Genomic DNA, 16,806 nt, shown 5'->3' with positions numbered 1-16,806 from the left:
GAGTTATACGAAGATCAACTTTAAAAAGAGCAAGGAATTCACAAGGCGAGGAGCGGAGCGTATATTAATACGTGGCTACCTGCGCTCTTGTAGAATGACGATGCCAATTTTTGAAGTTCTCTCTTAGTATAATTATGCTCCAGAATCTTTTAGTTAAGAATTTCATTCTGATAGACGAACTGGAAATTGAGTTTAATAAAGGTTTATGTGTTATTACCGGTGAGACAGGAGCCGGTAAATCTATTTTGCTCGATGCTATTTTATTTTGCCTAGGTTACAAAACTTCAAACAACATAATAAAGCGTGGAAAAGATTACGCTGTTGTTAATATAATATTCTCTTTAAATGAAGAAATAAAAAATTTTCTACTCCAAAATTTTATTGAACCTGAAGAGTTATTACTTGTAAAGTGTTTGCAAAAAGCCGAAGGACGGAAAAATTTCTTCATTAATAATCAAGTAGTTAATAAGACTCTTATGCAGCAATTAGCTACTTACTTATTTGAGCTTCATGGACAAAATAATAATATTTCTCTTCTAGAAGCAAATACGCAGCGTGATATTTTAGACAGTTACGGAAATCTTTTGGACTTCCGAGCGGAGCTTTCCAAATGTTATCAGATTTGGCAAGATACTCGGAAAGAAATTGCCGAAATAACACTTAAACAAAATTCTATAGAACAAGAAATTGATTATTTAAGCTTTGCAACGGAAGAATTAACTAAGTTGAACATTCAAATAGGTGAAGAAGAAAAATTAGCAAATATACGAAAAGATTTGCAAAATAAAGATAAAGATTTACAGCTAATAAAAGATATTCTAGAACAGATTAACAATCCCGAAATAAATATTTCAATTAATAGAGCAGAAAAATTATTAGCAAGACAAGGTCAAAACGAACATTTTGAAACTATCGCTACAAGTTTAGAAGAAGCCTATAATAATTTAGAAAAAGCACGCCAAGAATTATCAAATCTGTTAGATAGTTTTAATTACGAGGAATATAATCTTGAAGAAACAGAAGAAAGATTATTTTTAATAAAAGCTATTAGTCGTAAATATAATGTTCCTGCTGATGAGTTAGGTGTATTTTTAGATAAATCTTTAGAGCAGCTCAGTATATTAAAAAACAAAATAGCAAATAGCAATGAGTTAAAAGCTCAAGAAGTGCTATTGCAGAGAAAATATTATGAACTAGCAAGCGGTTTATCTACAAAGCGTCTTATTGCTGCAAAACATCTAGAAGAATCGTTGCATCAGGAGCTAAAACAGCTTAAAATGGCGAAAGCAATCTTTGGGATTGAGATAACTGCTAGAAAAGAACCAACAGCGTGCGGTAATGACGATATTGTGTTTAAGGCTTCTACTAACCCCGGAACGGCAGCGGAAGCAATTAATAAAATCGCTTCCGGCGGTGAATTATCAAGGTTCATGCTTGCTTTAAAAACTTCTTTATTTGATAAAATGGTAAAACCGTCTATTATATTTGATGAAATAGATGTTGGAATCGGCGGTGAAGTTGCAGATAAAGTAGGTGAGAGATTAAAAAAGCTTAGTACTGTTACTCAAGTAATAGTTATTACACACCAGCCGCAAGTAGCAGGTAAAGCCGACTTACATATAAAAATTGAGAAAACGCAGCTAGAGAAAGAAACAAAGGTAACGGCAAAAGCTTTGAATTTATCTGAAAGACAAGAGGAACTCGCCCGCATGATTTCAGGTAAAACAATCACCGAGGCAAGTTTAAAGGCAGCAACAGAATTGTTGCATTTGTAGTAGTACTCATTGTCATCCCGCGACTTGATCGCGGGATCTAGAGAAGCAATCTACGATACTAGTAACTTTATTACTGGATCCCGCTACAAGCTCGCGGGATGACATTAAATGTTTCGAGATTCCCGCTTTCGCGGGAATGACATCGGAGTCGTACAACAAAACCTACAATAGAGAAAAATATGAACAACTACACAAAATTAGAAAATGAATTTTCAACCATCTCTCATTTTAATAATATTCTAAGCATATTATACTGGGATGTTGCCGTAAATATGCCTATAGGTTCAGGTGAGAGTCGCAGCAACGAAATAGTAACTTTAACGTCGCTTGTTCATTCTATGCTCAAATCTCCTATCCTAAAAGAGCTACTTAGCAAGGCACAAGAAGAATCACAACACCTTAACGATTGGCAAAATGCTAATATTAGAGAGATTGAGAGAAAGGTAACAGATGCAAATTGTATCGATGAGCAACTACAAAAGAAGTTAGTAGCTACTACTACTAAAGCAGAGCTTGTTTGGCGAGAAGCAAGAAAAAATAATGACTATAACTTATTCAAACCGCACTTACAAAAAGTTTTAGATTATACGAAAGAAGTAGCAAAAGCACGAGCAGATGTTTTTAATTGCGGATTATACGACTCATTAATAGATATGTATGATCCAAGCAGAAAAAGTAGCGAGATCAAGCAAGTTTTTTCAGTACTTAAAAAAGAACTTCGGGCGCTTATAAATAAAGTTTTAGAAAAGCAAAAACGCGAAAAAGCATTAGTAAAGAGTAGTAGACTAGATCCTAAGATGCAAAAGCGTATCGGACAACGCATTATGGAAATGATGCAGTTTGATCTAGCAAAAGGACGACTTGACGAATCGACTCATCCTTTTTGCGGTGGCACGCCAAACGATATACGTTTAACTACTAGGTATGATAAAGACAATTTCATACGCGGTTTAATGGGAATTATTCACGAAACAGGTCATGCTTTATATGAGCAGAATTTGCCGGAAATGTATAAAGGACAACCGGTAGGGCGTGCTAAAGGTATGGCTTTTCATGAAAGTCAGTCTTTATTTATGGAGATGCAAGTAGGTAGATCAAGAGAATTTACGGAATTTTTAGCCAAATTACTTCACGATGAATTTAATATAAAAGGCGAAGAATATTCAGCGGAAAATTTATATAGAAAAATTACAAGAGTTATGCCTGATTTTATAAGAGTGGATGCAGATGAAGTAACTTATCCAATGCATGTAATATTACGTTTTGAGATTGAAGAGCTGCTAATCAACGGTGATTTAAACCTTGATGAGTTACCAAGCTTTTGGGACAGTAAGATGGGGGAATATTTAGGTATTAAACCGGCAAGTTTCAGTAACGGCTGTCTTCAAGATATTCATTGGTCACACGGAAGTTTCGGCTACTTTCCCGCCTATACAAACGGTGCAATTATTGCGTCGATGGTGATGAAAAAAGTAAAAGAGATGCACCCAAATATAAAAGATGATATATTAAAGGGTGATTTTAGTAATCTAAATAATTATCTAAATAAGAATTTTAGAAATCTCGGTGCGTTAAAAAATTCAGCCGATTTATTAAAAAGTGCTAGCGGTGAGGACAAGATCAATCCTGAAGTGTATATCAAGTATTTAGAGGGGAAGTATTTATAGTAAACACCGTCATGAGCTAAGCGATTGAAGGCTTTGCTGCATGGATCGGTAAAACCCACTGTGTGGTCACCCCGTGGCTTGACCATGGGGCCCCCATAAAACAACTTAGAGTGTGCATTATTTTGACATTTCTAACTGGATCCCGCGATCAAGTCGCGGGATGGACAGGGGTGGAATCGATCCACGCAACAATGCCTCCTCGCAATGACGTCTTACGACAAAAAATCAAACAATACAAACAACAATATGGAAGAATATTTAAAAAAAACAGACTTTTTATTTGGCGGGAATGCTGTTTTTGTTGAAGAACTATATAGACAATATTTAACAAATCCCGCTTCAGTTGATCAAACTTGGCAAGAGTTTTTTTCTCAGGTTAAAGACAATAATGAATCTTTGTTTAATAAAAGTACGGCAAAAATAATTATCTCTGATGATACTAAAAAAGAATCGTTAAATAATAATCTATCTTCTGAAAGCTTAAATAGTTTCAAAGCTAAAGACATGATAAATGCTTATCGCAAGCATGCTCATTATTTAGCAAATCTTGACCCGCTTGGTCTTGAGATGCGTAAAACAAAAAATGATTTAAAGCTTAATATAGAAACTTTTGGTTTTGATAGCGGTCAGCTAGAAGAAAATATTAATATTACAGATGAATTTGTCGGTACTTGGAACTGCAAATTATCTGAATTAGTTACCAAGCTTGATAAAGTTTATACAAATTCTATAGGTATAGAGTTTGAACAAATAGAAAATGTAGAAGAAAAAAACTGGTTATATAATAAGCTAGAAAGCGCAGTTACCTTTTCTTCTGAAGACAAAAAAACTATCTTAAATGATTTAGTAGAAGTAGAGGGGTTTGAGCAATATCTACATACAAAATTCCCTGGAGCTAAGCGTTTTTCCGTTGAGGGCGGTGATGCTTCTATAGTCGCCATGAGTAAAGCTATAGATTTATCTATGCATCAAGGCGTTGAAGAAGTCGTCATCGGTATGGCACATCGAGGGAGGTTAAACACCCTGACTAAAGTAGTCGGCAAACCATATAAAGCCGTTATTGCGGGCTTCATAAGCGGCAGCGTATTTCCTGATGAACTAAATGTTTCGGGCGATGTAAAATATCACTTAGGCTATTCCTCGGATAGAGTCATAGGGGAGAAGAAAATACATTTATCACTAGCCGATAATCCATCGCATTTAGAGGCAGTAAACCCTATAGTTGCAGGGAAAGTAAGAGCAAAGCAAGATATACTTAAAGATACTAAACGTAATAAAGTCAAAGCTATTTTAGTGCATGGCGACGCTGCTTTTTGCGGTCAAGGCGTGGTAGCAGAGAGTCTATCAATGTCGCCTTTAGCCGCTTATGATATCGGCGGAATATTGCATTTCGTCATTAACAATCAGCTAGGTTTTACGGCGAATGCTGCGGATACTAGAGCTAGCAGATATTCTACGGAGTTCGCTAAAGTAATAGCTGTCCCGATTTTACACGTTAACGGTGACGATATAGAAGCAGTGTTAAAAGCAACTAATATTGCCGTAGAATACAGGCAGAAATTCGGTAAGGATGTTGTAGTAGAAATTGTTTGTTACCGAAAATACGGGCATAATGAGGGTGACGAACCGATGTATACGCAAGGCAAGATGTATAACATTATTAAAAGCAAACCGACCCCTGGAAGTATTTACGCAAATGAGTTAGTAAAAAGCGGTATAATTGATAATAATTATTTTCCTAAATTAAAAGAAGAATTTAAAGCAAAGCTAGATAAGGAATATGAGCAGGCTAAAAGTTATAAGTACGACGCTCATTTCTTAGGCGGTTTATGGCAAGGCATTTCTCGTACTCTTAAGTCTGCTTCAGTAACAGGTATAAATAAAAAAACCTTACAAAATTTAGGGACTAAACTATGCGAAATACCGAAAAATTTTGCCGTTAATCCAAAACTTGTAAAATTATTTGATGCTAGAAAGGCTAGTTTAACTACAGACCAGCCTATTGACTGGGCGACGGCAGAGCAGCTAGCTTTCGCAACGCTGCTTAACGCAGGGACGTATATAAGATTAACAGGGCAGGATTCAGGACGCGGCACTTTCTCGCATCGTCATTCGGTATTGCATAACCAAATTGACGATACTACCTATATACCTTTAAATAATTTATCGGAAAACCAAGCAAAATATGAGGTAGCCGATAGTAATTTATCTGAATATGCGGTGCTTGGTTTTGAATACGGTTATTCTTTAGCAAATCCTAAAAACCTGATTTTGTGGGAAGCACAATTCGGCGATTTTGCTAATGGGGCTCAAATTATTTTTGATCAGTTTATTTCAAGCAGTGAAACTAAATGGCTTCGTATGAGCGGGCTTGTGGTTTTGTTACCTCACGCATTTGAGGGGCAAGGACCGGAGCATAGCTCGGCAAGGCTTGAGAGATTCTTACAATTAGCTGCAGAAGATAACATGTATGTTACATATCCGACTACTCCTGCTTCGATTTTCCATCTGCTACGTCGCCAAATACTTGATGATACCCGCAAACCGTTAATCGTAATGTCGCCGAAATCATTATTACGTCATAAATATGCCGTATCTAAACTTGATGAGCTAGGCGAAAATACTACTTTCTTACCGGTTTTAGATGAAGTCAATAAAGTAGATGCAAACAATATTACCAAAGTAATTTTATGTAGCGGCAAGGTATATTATGATTTGTTTGAAATGCGTGGGAATAATAGTAATATAGCGATTATTAGGTTAGAACAATTATATCCTTTTGAAAAAAAGGTTGTAGCATCGTTATTAAAAAAATATAATAGGACGCAGGAATTTATTTGGTGTCAGGAAGAACCGAAGAATATGGGAGCTTGGCGTTATATAGTTTCTCACTTAAACGATGCTTTAAAAGAAGCCGGAATTAATAACGAATTTAAATATGTAGGTAGAGAGGAATCAGCCTCTCCGGCAGTAGGTTCGCTGCAAGTACATAATAAACAGCAAGAAAGATTGCTAAAAGAAGCAATAGAGGTTTGAATATTGTGGTTGGATAGTTTGAAAAATTAAGTTGTCATCCCGCGACTTGATCGCGGGATCCAGTTTAAAATACTAAAATTATTAGTATTTTTTATTGTTTTTTGGATACCGTGGTCAAGCCACGGTATGACACCGAACGCGTTTTTCGATTTTTTAGGAGTCAAATAAATTATGAGTATTAAAATTATAGTACCGTCACTTGGGGAATCCGTAACGGAAGCAACTATTGCCAAGTGGTATAAGAAAGAAGGTGATTCAGTTAAAACCGATGACTTACTGTTAGAAATCGAAACCGAGAAAGTAACTTTAGAAGTTAATGCTCCTTGCAGCGGTACTATAGGTAAAATATCGCAAACTGACGGTGCAAATGTGGCAGTCGGCGAAGAAATAGGCGAAATAAATGAAGGAGCGGTTGCAAGTACTGCCGGTACTAATAATGAATCTGCGAAGCCTCAAGCAGCCACGCGACCTACTTCAGAAAAGCCTGTAGAAAAACCTGCCGTTGCTAATAATACTCTTGCCCCTTCCGTACAAAAATTAGTTACCGAAAATAAGCTTGACCCAAATAATATAAAAGGCACAGGTAGAGACGGTAGGATTACCAAAGGTGACGTGCTTGAAACACTAAACACTCCGCCTGCGGCTACTTCTGCTCCTGCAATGAGTAAATCTAATGAAGATAGGGTGCAGCGTGTTCGTATGTCACGTTTGCGTAAAACTATTGCACAACGCTTGAAAGATTCACAAAATACGGCAGCTATTTTGACTACTTTTAATGAAATTGATATGTCAAAAGTAATTGCCTTGCGTAATCAATATAAAGAAGAGTTTGAGAAAAAGCACGCTGTGAAACTTGGATTTATGTCGTTTTTTGTCAAAGCAACTATAGAAGCTTTAAAGCTTATTCCGTCGGTAAATACCGAAATAGACGGCGACGATTTAGTATATAAAAATTATTACGATATAGGGGTGGCTGTCGGAACGGAGCAAGGGCTTGTCGTACCTGTCGTGAGAGACGCTGATAAAATGAGATTTGCTGAAGTAGAAAAAGCTATAGGAACTTTGGCTAAAAAGGCACGCGAAGGTAAGCTTTCTATGGCTGATTTGTCAGGAGGGACATTCTCGATTTCTAACGGCGGCGTATATGGTTCATTATTATCCACGCCGATTATTAATCCCCCTCAATCAGGTATTTTAGGCTTACACAAAACTGAGGAAAGAGCCGTAGTTATAGACGGTAAAATTGAAGTGCGTCCGATGATGTATATAGCTTTATCTTACGATCATCGTATAATTGACGGAAAAGAAGGAGTATCGTTCTTGGTAAAAATTAAGCAGCTCATTGAGAATCCTGAGAAGTTATTGTTAAACTTATAAGTATACTCGTTTAATTTGAAAAATTGGCTACGTTGTTTTTCATTTTTAATCCTCACGTAGGTTTAACTACGCTGCGGTTAAAAATATCAAAACGCCTTGCTCTTTTCCAAATTAAACTTCATCTACCTACTTTTCGTTTATTAGGAGTATATATAATAATGATAAAATGTACTCGTCGCATTGAATTCGATGCAGGACATAGAATTATTGGACATCAAAATAAATGTCAGTTTTTACATGGTCATCGCTATGTTCTTGAGATAACTATAGCCGCAAACAAAACCGATACACTCGGTATGGTAATCGATTTTGGTTTAATTAAGGATTTGGCTAAAAAATGGATTGACGAAAATTTTGATCATAGCTTAATCCTACATCAAGACGATAAGGAAATGGGACGGCAAATAGAAAATTGTACCGGTCAAAAAATATATTACATGAGAAATAACCCGACTGCCGAAAATATAGCGACGCATTTAAAAAATGAAATTTTTCCTAAACTTTTCGTAAACCAAAAGTCCTCTGTTACTAGCCTCAAACTATTTGAAACACCTAATTGTTTTGTTGAGGTTTAGGCATGTATCTCGGTGAAATGAAGAGGGGTTATATGAAGATCAACTTGAAAAAGAGCAAGGAATCTGTAAGCCGAGGAACGGAGCATATAGAAGTACGTGAGCATCCTAGGACTTACAAAGATGACATAGCCAATTTTTCAAGTTCATCGAGTATACAAGATTATTGTTTAATTTTCACTACTACTAATGATTTGCAAATTGCCGAAAAAATAGCATCTGTTTTGTTAGAATTAAATCTTGCTGCCTGCATTCAAATTGACGATGTCAAAAGTTACTTTAGATGGAATGGTAGAGTAACTTTAGAAACCGAATATAGACTTGTAATTAAAGCAAAATCTTCTAATTATAACGAAATTGAAAATAAAATCCTTGAAATTCATAAGTATGAATTACCGCAAATAATAAAAATAAATATTGACTATGGCTTTCAAAAGTACTTAGAATGGATTGACCAAAATAGTAAATAAACTTATTGTTGAACAAATTTAAAAATTAAGTAAGTAAATTATGAAATTATGGCAAAAAGTTACCTTAGGGTTAATCTTAGGTATTATATTTGGTATATACTTACCACAATATGTTAATTATATTAAACCTATCGGTGACATTTTCTTACGTTTGATAAAAATGATCATTACCCCTTTAATTTTCTTCAGTTTGGTTTCCGGTATCACTAGTATGAATGATACTTCCGCACTCGGTAGAGTAGGAATGAAAGCGGTAGCCGCTTTTTTAGGTACTACTTTTTTTGCCACGGTTTTTGGACTCACTGTCGCCTTAGTATTAAAGCCTGGAGTAGGCATACATATAGATTTCGCCTCTTCAGGAACGACAAGCAGAACTTCATTTAATATAATTGATTTTTTTGTAAATATCGTCCCTGATAATGCCGTTGGGGCTTTTGCAAACGGTGATGTCTTACAAGTTGTATTTTTTGCTATTTTTGTTGGAATTACCTTAAATAAAATGAAATCTATCGGTGAACCTATTACTGATTTAATTCATGTAATGTCAAAATTAATATTAAAAATGATATCGTTTGTTATTCAATTATCCCCTTACGGTGCTTTTGCCTTAACAGGCTGGATTGTAGGTATGCAAGGAGTTGAGGTAATGATTAGTTTATCAAAACTTGTTGTAGCGGTAGTTGTGGCTATGACGTTTCAATATTTAGTTTTTGGCTTACTTATATATGTATTCTGCCGTGTTTCCCCTATACCTTTTTATAAGAAAAGTTTCGAGTATCAGATACTTGCTTTTTCTACCTCAAGTAGTAAAGCAACTCTTGCAACTACTATGCAAGTTTGTCGTGAAAAGCTTGGCATTTCAGAGTCTAGTACTTCGTTCGTACTTCCGATAGGTGCATCAATTAATATGGACGGCTTTGCTATAAATTTATCTCTTACTACTATATTTTTTGCTCAGATGATGGGAGTAACACTTGCTCCTCACGACTATTTAGTAATTATTCTCACTTCAACACTTGGATCTATCGGCGGTGCCGGTATTCCCGGTGCCTCTTTGATAATGCTTCCTATGGTTCTTTCTTCGGTTCACTTACCTATAGAGGGAGTAGCAATTATTGCCGGTATTGACCGAATACTTGATATGCTCCGTACTACTATCAACATTACCGGCGATGCAACAATTACTATGATTATAGATAACAGCGAAGATACTTTAGATAAAGAAGTATATTTATCTTAATGTATATACTCGTTCAACTTGAAAAATTGGCTACCTCGTCTTTGTAAGTCCTCAGATGCTCACGTATTTAGTATACGCTGCGCTCTTCGGCTTATAGACTCCTTGCTCTTTTCCAAGTTGAACTTCGTATCCCAACTCTTCATTTACTCGTAGTATACTTGCTACATATATCTCTAGATAGCCCTCATTTTTCAACTTTTAATTTAAAAAAGCTATTGACTTTAGAATCTGAAATATGTATTACAATAGCTATATTAACTTAAGGTTGGGGATATGTGTTAAATTTCCTAAATAATACAGTACCATCAAAAAGGTTTGTATCTATAAATAATAGAACTTCAGCAAGTGATATACCTGAATCGTTGTGGCATTCTATCGCCGAAAATAGTTGTGATATTAATTGGAAAAATATACCATTACAAAAAAGTCCTTTTCAGATTGTCACTACTCAAGGTTTAATTCAAGAATTAAAACCCAAAACTATAATTGAATTTGGAAGTTTTAAAGGGGCTTCGGCCCTTTGGTTGGCGGACATACAAAGTTTATCGGTAAAAGACGGTAAAGTTATTAGTATAGATATCGCTTTTGAAAATATTGATCAAGCTGTAAAAGAAGATAATAGAATAGAATTTTTACAAGGTGATTCTAATAAAGTAGAAGCGATATTCCCAAAAGAAAAAATATCCACAATAGTACATCCTAGACTTTTAATAGAAGATGCTCATATTAATACTATAGGTATTTTAGAATATTTTCATAATAATATATTTGAAGCAGGAGATTATTTTATCATTGAAGATACTAATATTGATTATAATAATGCGTGCTATGATGGTTTGGAGAAAAACTTTAGACGCAAAAACTTGTATAGCAAAATTAGAAAATTTAAACAATAAAATCGTTAGATTAACTAGCTGGTTGAAAGAAAAAAAAGATTTATATTTAGTAGATACAAAATATGTAGATCCTTTCGGTATTATTAATGCTTCTAAAAATTGGAACTCAGTTATAAAAAAGATTTAAAGATAAATTATGAGAAAGGAAATTTATCTAAAAAATTTAAATATCAATACTGATGAAGTTTTAAACAATTTGACTGAAAATCCATATAAATCTACCGTATTTTTTAAAAATTTTTTAGAAAAAAAATATGTAAATTATACAAAAAATATTACAGATGCCGTAAATAACGATACAGAAATTAATATCGATAAAAAAAACTATAATGTTGTAACCCCTTATGACGGTGAGGTACAGGTTACCGGAATAGAAGAGCTAATTTATCATATGTATGGAGTAATAGGGGTAATTGGTAGTTTTCCTATATCATATAAAGATGAAGATAAGAATATTATTAGAGCGGTAGCACCAAGACGTAATTCTTATAATGAACGTAGCTCTCAATCACCTTATAATGATTTAGATTGGCATGTAGATGCTGCATACCGTCCAATGATAAAAAAGAGGGATAACTTATCTCCTTTACCCGATTACTTAATTTTCGGTATTGTGCATAAGGGGCATGAGAATCTACCTATAGTATATATTAGCCTTAAAGATATATTAAATCAATTAAGCTATCAAGATATCTTAATAGGGCTTAGTAATGAATTTACAGTAACAAGTGCAGATTCTTTTTCATGTAAAATATTAAGTAAAAATATACCTTTACTAGTAGAAGATGCTAACGGTGGCAGAATAAAGATGGATGCTATTCCTGAAACACAAAGAGCAGCAGGGTTGTTAAATAAAATTAGAGAAATTGTAGATCAAAAATCTATTCAAAATTATATATATATATATATATTATATTGCTTCCGGTGATATCGTTGTATTAAGCAATAAAACGGTTTTACACAAAAGAGATAGCTATAGTCCTAAATGGGATGGAAAAGACCGTTATTTTATTAGAATATATTCAGTGAAAGATATAAACCAAGGTATATTAGCAAATTCTGCTCAACCTTGGATATGGGTATAATAACCATAGTACTAGATAGTTTTATGTAAATCACGTAAAAAACGTCATTGCGAGCATTCGTAGAATGCGTGACAATCTAGTAGGTAGTGCGAAAACTCCTGAGATTACCGCGTGTTGCTAACGCAACTCCTAACAATGACGGATAGTTTTTAAAAACTGTCCGATATTATGATAATACACAGGGACAGAACAGTTTAACCCTCAATTTCTACTTTTTATAAGGTAGCAAATTACAAAAAATTACTATTGGCAAAAGTCTTATCCTAACTTATGAAGTATCAATAAAAACGCTACAAAAATTTAACGGTGAGCATTGAGAAGCTTTTTTATTGCTTTTTCCTTTTCTTTATTTTGAGTCTGTATGCTATTTCTTTCTTTTATAATTTTCAGTTTAGTTTTAAACGGAGCAAGAAATAAAGCACTATAATATTCTCCGTCCAAAGCATGTAAATTTCTATTAGCATCCACTGCTATCCAATCTAAAGCTCTTTTCCCTTTAAAATCTTTAATTTTTTGATCTGCTCTATATTCTAATAAAATACGAGTAGGTTCAACATTAAGATATGATGCTGCATACATAAGGGAAGTCATTCCGGTTTTAGAATTTTGAACGCTAGAATTAACACCTAACTTAAGCAAAAGTTTTATTAAATCAGGGTTATTTCTTTCTGCGGCTAACATCATTCCGGTACTACCGTCTTCATATCTTAAATTAGGACTCATTCCCTGATTAATTAAAAATTCGGCAATTTCCGGCTTCATAAATCCTATATTTATATGTATTAAATTCATAGATGCACTACGCTTTAATAAAAAATCGGCAATTTTTATATTATTATTCGATATAGCATAATCTAGAGGAGTCCAACCCAAGCATGGTTGATTTACTCCATATCCCTCATCTAATATTTTTTTTACTTCATCGATATTAGCTGCCTTAATAGCATCTGCTATCGGTGTAATTGGATTTCCCACTTTTTGATCATACTCAATACCGTCTACATATATTTTTTCGCTCTTATACTCAAGTTTACATTCCATCGCATGAATAGAAGGAATAATAAAAATAATTATAAACTTTAAAATTACTTGAATAATTTTCATATAATTAATCTTAATTGTTAATTACTTGATCAATCTAGGTACTATGTAACTATGCAGCATTAAACCTTTATCGGTAAGATAGACATTTTTATCTAACTTAATTAGGTCTTGGTTTTGATAATGTTTAAGATTATTCATGTCTAAAATATTCTCTAATTTTGTGTGCAATTTCTGCTCTAATGTAGAAATATTTATGCCACTTTTAAGACGCAATCCCATCATTAACATTTCTTCAATGATTTCTTGATGTGTTAACTTAATGTTAGTTTGAATACCGACATTTTTTGTTTTAACCGAGTCTAACCATTTTGCAGGTTTATGCCACATCATAATTGCCGATACTGAACTTGAGGGTTCAATGATTCTACTATGAGCTCCAGGACCTATACCTAAGTAACTATTATAATTCCAGTAAGTTAAATTATGCAAACATTCCTGACTCGCTAGAGCATAATTCGATATCTCATATCTAAAATATTTTTTAGATTCTAGATAATGGTTTGTCCATTCATACATTTCAGCTGCTTCATCCGAATGCGGCAAAATCAGGTTACCGTCCTTAAATAATTTATAAAACGGTGTACCTTTTTCAATAGTCAGCTGATAAAGAGAAATATGCGAGGTAGCAAGCTGCATTGCTTGTTTTAATTCTTCTTGCCAGTCTTTTAATTTCTGACCGCTACGTGCATATATTAAATCAAATGATACTCGTGGAAAAATCGTATTTGCCGCCTCAATTGTTTTAATGGCTTGCATACAATCATGGGTTCTACCTAGTTTTTTTAAATCGTCTTCTTCTAAGGATTGTACTCCAATTGAAACACGATTAATTCTGGCAGATTTGAATGCTTTAAACTTCTCAGTTTCAAAGGATGTGGGATTGGTTTCTAGAGTTATCTCGGTTTGATGATCAATAATTGCTATATTACTGATTTTATTTATTATTCCTTCCACTATTACAGGATTCATTAACGAAGGAGTGCCACCACCGAAAAAAATAGATTTTATATATTTATTTTGAATAATGGCCTTAAAATACTCAATTTCCCTTTCATAGGACTTAAGCCACTGATGATGATCTATAGTGCTTGCCACATGAGCATTAAAATCACAATACGGGCATTTTGACAAACAAAACGGCCAATGAATATAAATACTTAAATCATCTGCCGTAACTTTCATATTTTATATTTTTAAAGAATGCAGATAATTTATGTTAGTTTCTCAATTTCTTCTTTTTTTAATCCGGTTGAGGCAATTATTAAGTCACTTTTTAAACCGGCTTTGATTAAATTTTTCGCTATAATAATTTTTTCTTTTCTTCTTCCCCTGTCTATACCTTGTTGCTCCCAATGATATGCTAAGCTTCCCATGATTTTTGCTCCTAATTTAGGGTTTAAATGCGATTTAAGCATTTTTGCTACTTCTATTTTATCATTTTCTTTGATTTTATTCAAGGTGTAGGACAAAATTAGCTCTATATAATCAATACCGATATTAATTTTAATAAATTCAGGTAAAAGATCAGCTATTTCTTGCCATCTCTTTAATAAATCTCGTTCGTGTATATGCTTCATAAAAAATTGTAAAATTCCAGACCAAGCATTTTCTTTCAATTTTTGATCAGATATATCATGCACGTTTATAAGTTAATAATCATTAATCCAAGTATTTTTAAGTTCACCATGATCAAACAACTCCCATAAATTACGAGGAGCGTTATATTTTTGTATACCGTTATAGAATACGCACGGATATATAAAAGGCAATTTCTTATTTTTCGTTGTTTTCATTATGATATTCAGCAATGTTTAACATATACTTAAACAAACGAAAAGCCATATAATAATCAGGTTTACTTTGATGTTCTTAATAATAAAAATAAGTAACCGTCTTCACCGCAAAATTTAGCTGAAAATAAAATGTCCAATATGGATTTTTTAAGTATTTTATCTACAAAACTATCTTTCTCCATTTTAAGAGTTTCAAAAGAAAGTAAGTTTTGTATATGAGGCGGTAAATGCATTTCAAAAAACTCTTGAGCGACTATCGGATTTTCAAATGCACTTCGTACAATCTCATCATGTTTAGGCTTTTTCTTTTTTGACATAATATAAATTTACGAAAACAATTTTCCAAGTCCGCTACGTAATAGATTTTTAGGGTTCATTTTACTTGCTTTTTTCATCATATCGCTTATTTGCTTATATTGCTTTAGTAAAATATTTACCTTTTGTACTGTAGTACCGGCACCTAGAGCTATACGTTTTCTGCGAGAGGCATTAATTATATCGGGATTCTTACGTTCTGTCGGCGTCATAGATAAAATAATTGCTTCTTGATGTTCAATTATTTTACTATCTAATTTTGACTGATCTATTTGATCCATAATTTTACCGCTACCCGGTAACATGCTAAGTATACTTCCAAAACCTCCCATTTTTTTTATGCTTCTCATTTGCTGCATATAATCATTTAGATCGAATTTACCTTTTTTTAATTTAGCAGCTGTTTTTTCCGCTTCTTCTCTATCAACGATACCGGCTGCTTTTTCAACAAAGGATATAATATCGCCCATGTCAAGTATTCGAGAAGCTAAACGTTTAGCGTCGAACTCTTCTAAATCGGTTAGTTTTTCACCACTACTCAAGAATTTAATCGGCTTTTTGGTAATATATTTTACACTAAGTGCTGCACCGCCTTTAGAATCACCGTCAATTCTAGATAAAATTAATCCTGAAAGTTCTAACTTTGCATTAAAGCTACTTGCCGTAACTACTGCATCCTGCCCTGTCATACTGTCAATTACTAATAAAGTTTCCGTAGGCTCCACTATCTTTTTTATTGATAGTGCCTCCTCCATCATCTCTTTATCAATTTGTGTTCTACCGGCAGTATCATAAATTACGACATCATAAGCAGAGAGTTTAGCTTCAGCAATAGCTCTTTTGACAATATCAAGAGGTTTCTCACCTTGCACAATAGGTAATGAATTAATCTGTACTGAATTTGCAAGTATAGCTAGCTGCTCTTGTGCTGCCGGTCTGTAAGTATCCAAAGAAACAAGTAAAACTTTTTTATTTTGATTTTTAAGTCGTAAAGCAAGTTTACTACTCGCTGTAGTTTTACCGCTACCTTGCAACCCTACCATTAGGAAATTTACAGGCGGCTTTGAATTTAAATTTAGCTTTGTCTCACTTTCACCGGCAGCTAAAAGATTTATCATCTCTTCATGGATAATTTTAATTATCATCTGCCCAGGTGAAACAGACTTAATAACCTCCTGCCCTAGTGCTTTTTGTTTAACTTCCGCTATAAAATCTTTTATCACCGGCAACGCTACATCCGACTCTAAAAGAGCCACTCTTATATCCCGCATAGCAGCATCTATTTGGGCTTCCGTCAAAATTCCTGAGCTGACTAGTTTATCAAAAGTCTTCGTTAAATTTTGTGTTAAAGTTTTAAACATGTAAATAATTTGATTTTAATAAAGTTCACAGAACCTAATATATACTACGAGTAAATGAACAATAGTCAAAATAAAACATAAATTAAATTTGTATTCGAGATGGGAACCGCTTTCC

General features: G+C 33.9%; 11 protein-coding genes and 2 pseudogenes. 9 read left to right on the top strand and 4 right to left on the bottom strand.

What is annotated here, in order from left to right:
- Positions 1-134: 134 nt before the first annotated feature.
- The 9 genes from recN to ACIAS7_RS03385 all read left to right on the top strand — a co-directional run bounded on the left by recN (position 135) and on the right by ACIAS7_RS03385 (position 11,961).
- On the top strand, positions 135-1,775 hold the full coding sequence (recN, locus tag ACIAS7_RS03425; RefSeq protein WP_473199353.1) for a DNA repair protein RecN: 1,641 nt from the start codon (positions 135-137) through the stop codon (positions 1,773-1,775).
- A gap of 179 nt (positions 1,776-1,954) precedes the next feature.
- Positions 1,955-3,442 carry a carboxypeptidase M32 gene (locus ACIAS7_RS03420; protein ID WP_473199352.1) on the top strand — a complete coding sequence of 496 codons (1,488 nt, stop codon included), beginning with the start codon at positions 1,955-1,957 and terminating at the stop codon, positions 3,440-3,442.
- Positions 3,443-3,688: 246 nt separating this feature from the next.
- The gene (locus ACIAS7_RS03415; RefSeq protein ID WP_473199402.1) at positions 3,689-6,478 is read left to right on the top strand and encodes a 2-oxoglutarate dehydrogenase E1 component; all 2,790 of its coding nucleotides are present in this window, start codon (positions 3,689-3,691) and stop codon (positions 6,476-6,478) included.
- Between the two features lie 171 nt (positions 6,479-6,649).
- The gene (odhB, locus tag ACIAS7_RS03410) at positions 6,650-7,855 is read left to right on the top strand and encodes a 2-oxoglutarate dehydrogenase complex dihydrolipoyllysine-residue succinyltransferase (RefSeq protein WP_473199351.1); all 1,206 of its coding nucleotides are present in this window, start codon (positions 6,650-6,652) and stop codon (positions 7,853-7,855) included.
- A 158-nt stretch (positions 7,856-8,013) separates the two neighbouring features.
- Positions 8,014-8,430, top strand: coding sequence for a 6-pyruvoyl trahydropterin synthase family protein (locus tag ACIAS7_RS03405; RefSeq protein WP_473199350.1), 417 nt, complete (start codon positions 8,014-8,016; stop codon positions 8,428-8,430).
- 152 nt (positions 8,431-8,582) lie between these two features.
- The gene (gene cutA / locus ACIAS7_RS03400; protein WP_473199401.1) at positions 8,583-8,897 is read left to right on the top strand and encodes a divalent-cation tolerance protein CutA; all 315 of its coding nucleotides are present in this window, start codon (positions 8,583-8,585) and stop codon (positions 8,895-8,897) included.
- A gap of 40 nt (positions 8,898-8,937) precedes the next feature.
- A complete protein-coding gene (locus tag ACIAS7_RS03395) occupies positions 8,938-10,137 on the top strand; it encodes a dicarboxylate/amino acid:cation symporter (protein WP_473199349.1) in 1,200 nt (399 codons plus the stop codon).
- A 275-nt stretch (positions 10,138-10,412) separates the two neighbouring features.
- Positions 10,413-11,033, top strand: a complete 621-nt coding sequence (locus ACIAS7_RS03390; RefSeq protein WP_473199348.1) for a CmcI family methyltransferase — start codon at positions 10,413-10,415, stop codon at positions 11,031-11,033.
- Positions 11,034-11,169: 136 nt separating this feature from the next.
- A complete protein-coding gene (locus ACIAS7_RS03385; protein ID WP_473199347.1) occupies positions 11,170-11,961 on the top strand; it encodes a cephalosporin hydroxylase in 792 nt (263 codons plus the stop codon).
- A 718-nt stretch (positions 11,962-12,679) separates the two neighbouring features.
- On the opposite strand, the pseudogene ACIAS7_RS03380 reads toward ACIAS7_RS03385, so the two are convergent.
- The 4 genes and pseudogenes from ACIAS7_RS03380 to ffh all read right to left on the bottom strand — a co-directional run.
- Positions 12,680-13,159 (bottom strand): annotated as a pseudogene (locus ACIAS7_RS03380) (ankyrin repeat domain-containing protein); the annotation flags it as partial.
- 84 nt (positions 13,160-13,243) lie between these two features.
- Positions 13,244-14,404 (bottom strand): radical SAM family heme chaperone HemW, encoded by a 1,161-nt coding sequence (gene hemW / locus ACIAS7_RS03375; RefSeq protein WP_473199346.1) that lies wholly within the window; start codon positions 14,402-14,404, stop codon positions 13,244-13,246.
- Between the two features lie 29 nt (positions 14,405-14,433).
- Positions 14,434-15,332, bottom strand: a pseudogene (locus ACIAS7_RS03370) (Rpn family recombination-promoting nuclease/putative transposase).
- 9 nt (positions 15,333-15,341) lie between these two features.
- Entirely contained in the window at positions 15,342-16,691 is a 1,350-nt protein-coding gene (gene ffh / locus ACIAS7_RS03365; protein WP_473199345.1) for a signal recognition particle protein, read from the bottom strand.
- Between the last annotated feature and the right edge of the window lie 115 nt (positions 16,692-16,806).

The organism is Rickettsia sp. 109562A South Dakota, from assembly GCF_055791265.1.
This window is presented reverse-complemented; position numbering and strand designations above follow the sequence as displayed.

What these genes read in the sequence shown, in the direction of transcription:
- hemW (WP_473199346.1), bottom strand. Translation starts at nt 14,404, where the DNA reads ATGAAAGTTACGGCAGATGATTTAAGTATTTATATTCATTGGCCGTTT.
- ACIAS7_RS03420 (WP_473199352.1), top strand. Translation starts at nt 1,955, where the DNA reads ATGAACAACTACACAAAATTAGAAAATGAATTTTCAACCATCTCTCAT.
- ACIAS7_RS03415 (WP_473199402.1), top strand. Translation starts at nt 3,689, where the DNA reads ATGGAAGAATATTTAAAAAAAACAGACTTTTTATTTGGCGGGAATGCT.
- ACIAS7_RS03395 (WP_473199349.1), top strand. Translation starts at nt 8,938, where the DNA reads ATGAAATTATGGCAAAAAGTTACCTTAGGGTTAATCTTAGGTATTATA.
- ACIAS7_RS03385 (WP_473199347.1), top strand. Translation starts at nt 11,170, where the DNA reads ATGAGAAAGGAAATTTATCTAAAAAATTTAAATATCAATACTGATGAA.
- ffh (WP_473199345.1), bottom strand. Translation starts at nt 16,691, where the DNA reads ATGTTTAAAACTTTAACACAAAATTTAACGAAGACTTTTGATAAACTA.
- recN (WP_473199353.1), top strand. Translation starts at nt 135, where the DNA reads ATGCTCCAGAATCTTTTAGTTAAGAATTTCATTCTGATAGACGAACTG.
- odhB (WP_473199351.1), top strand. Translation starts at nt 6,650, where the DNA reads ATGAGTATTAAAATTATAGTACCGTCACTTGGGGAATCCGTAACGGAA.
- ACIAS7_RS03405 (WP_473199350.1), top strand. Translation starts at nt 8,014, where the DNA reads ATGATAAAATGTACTCGTCGCATTGAATTCGATGCAGGACATAGAATT.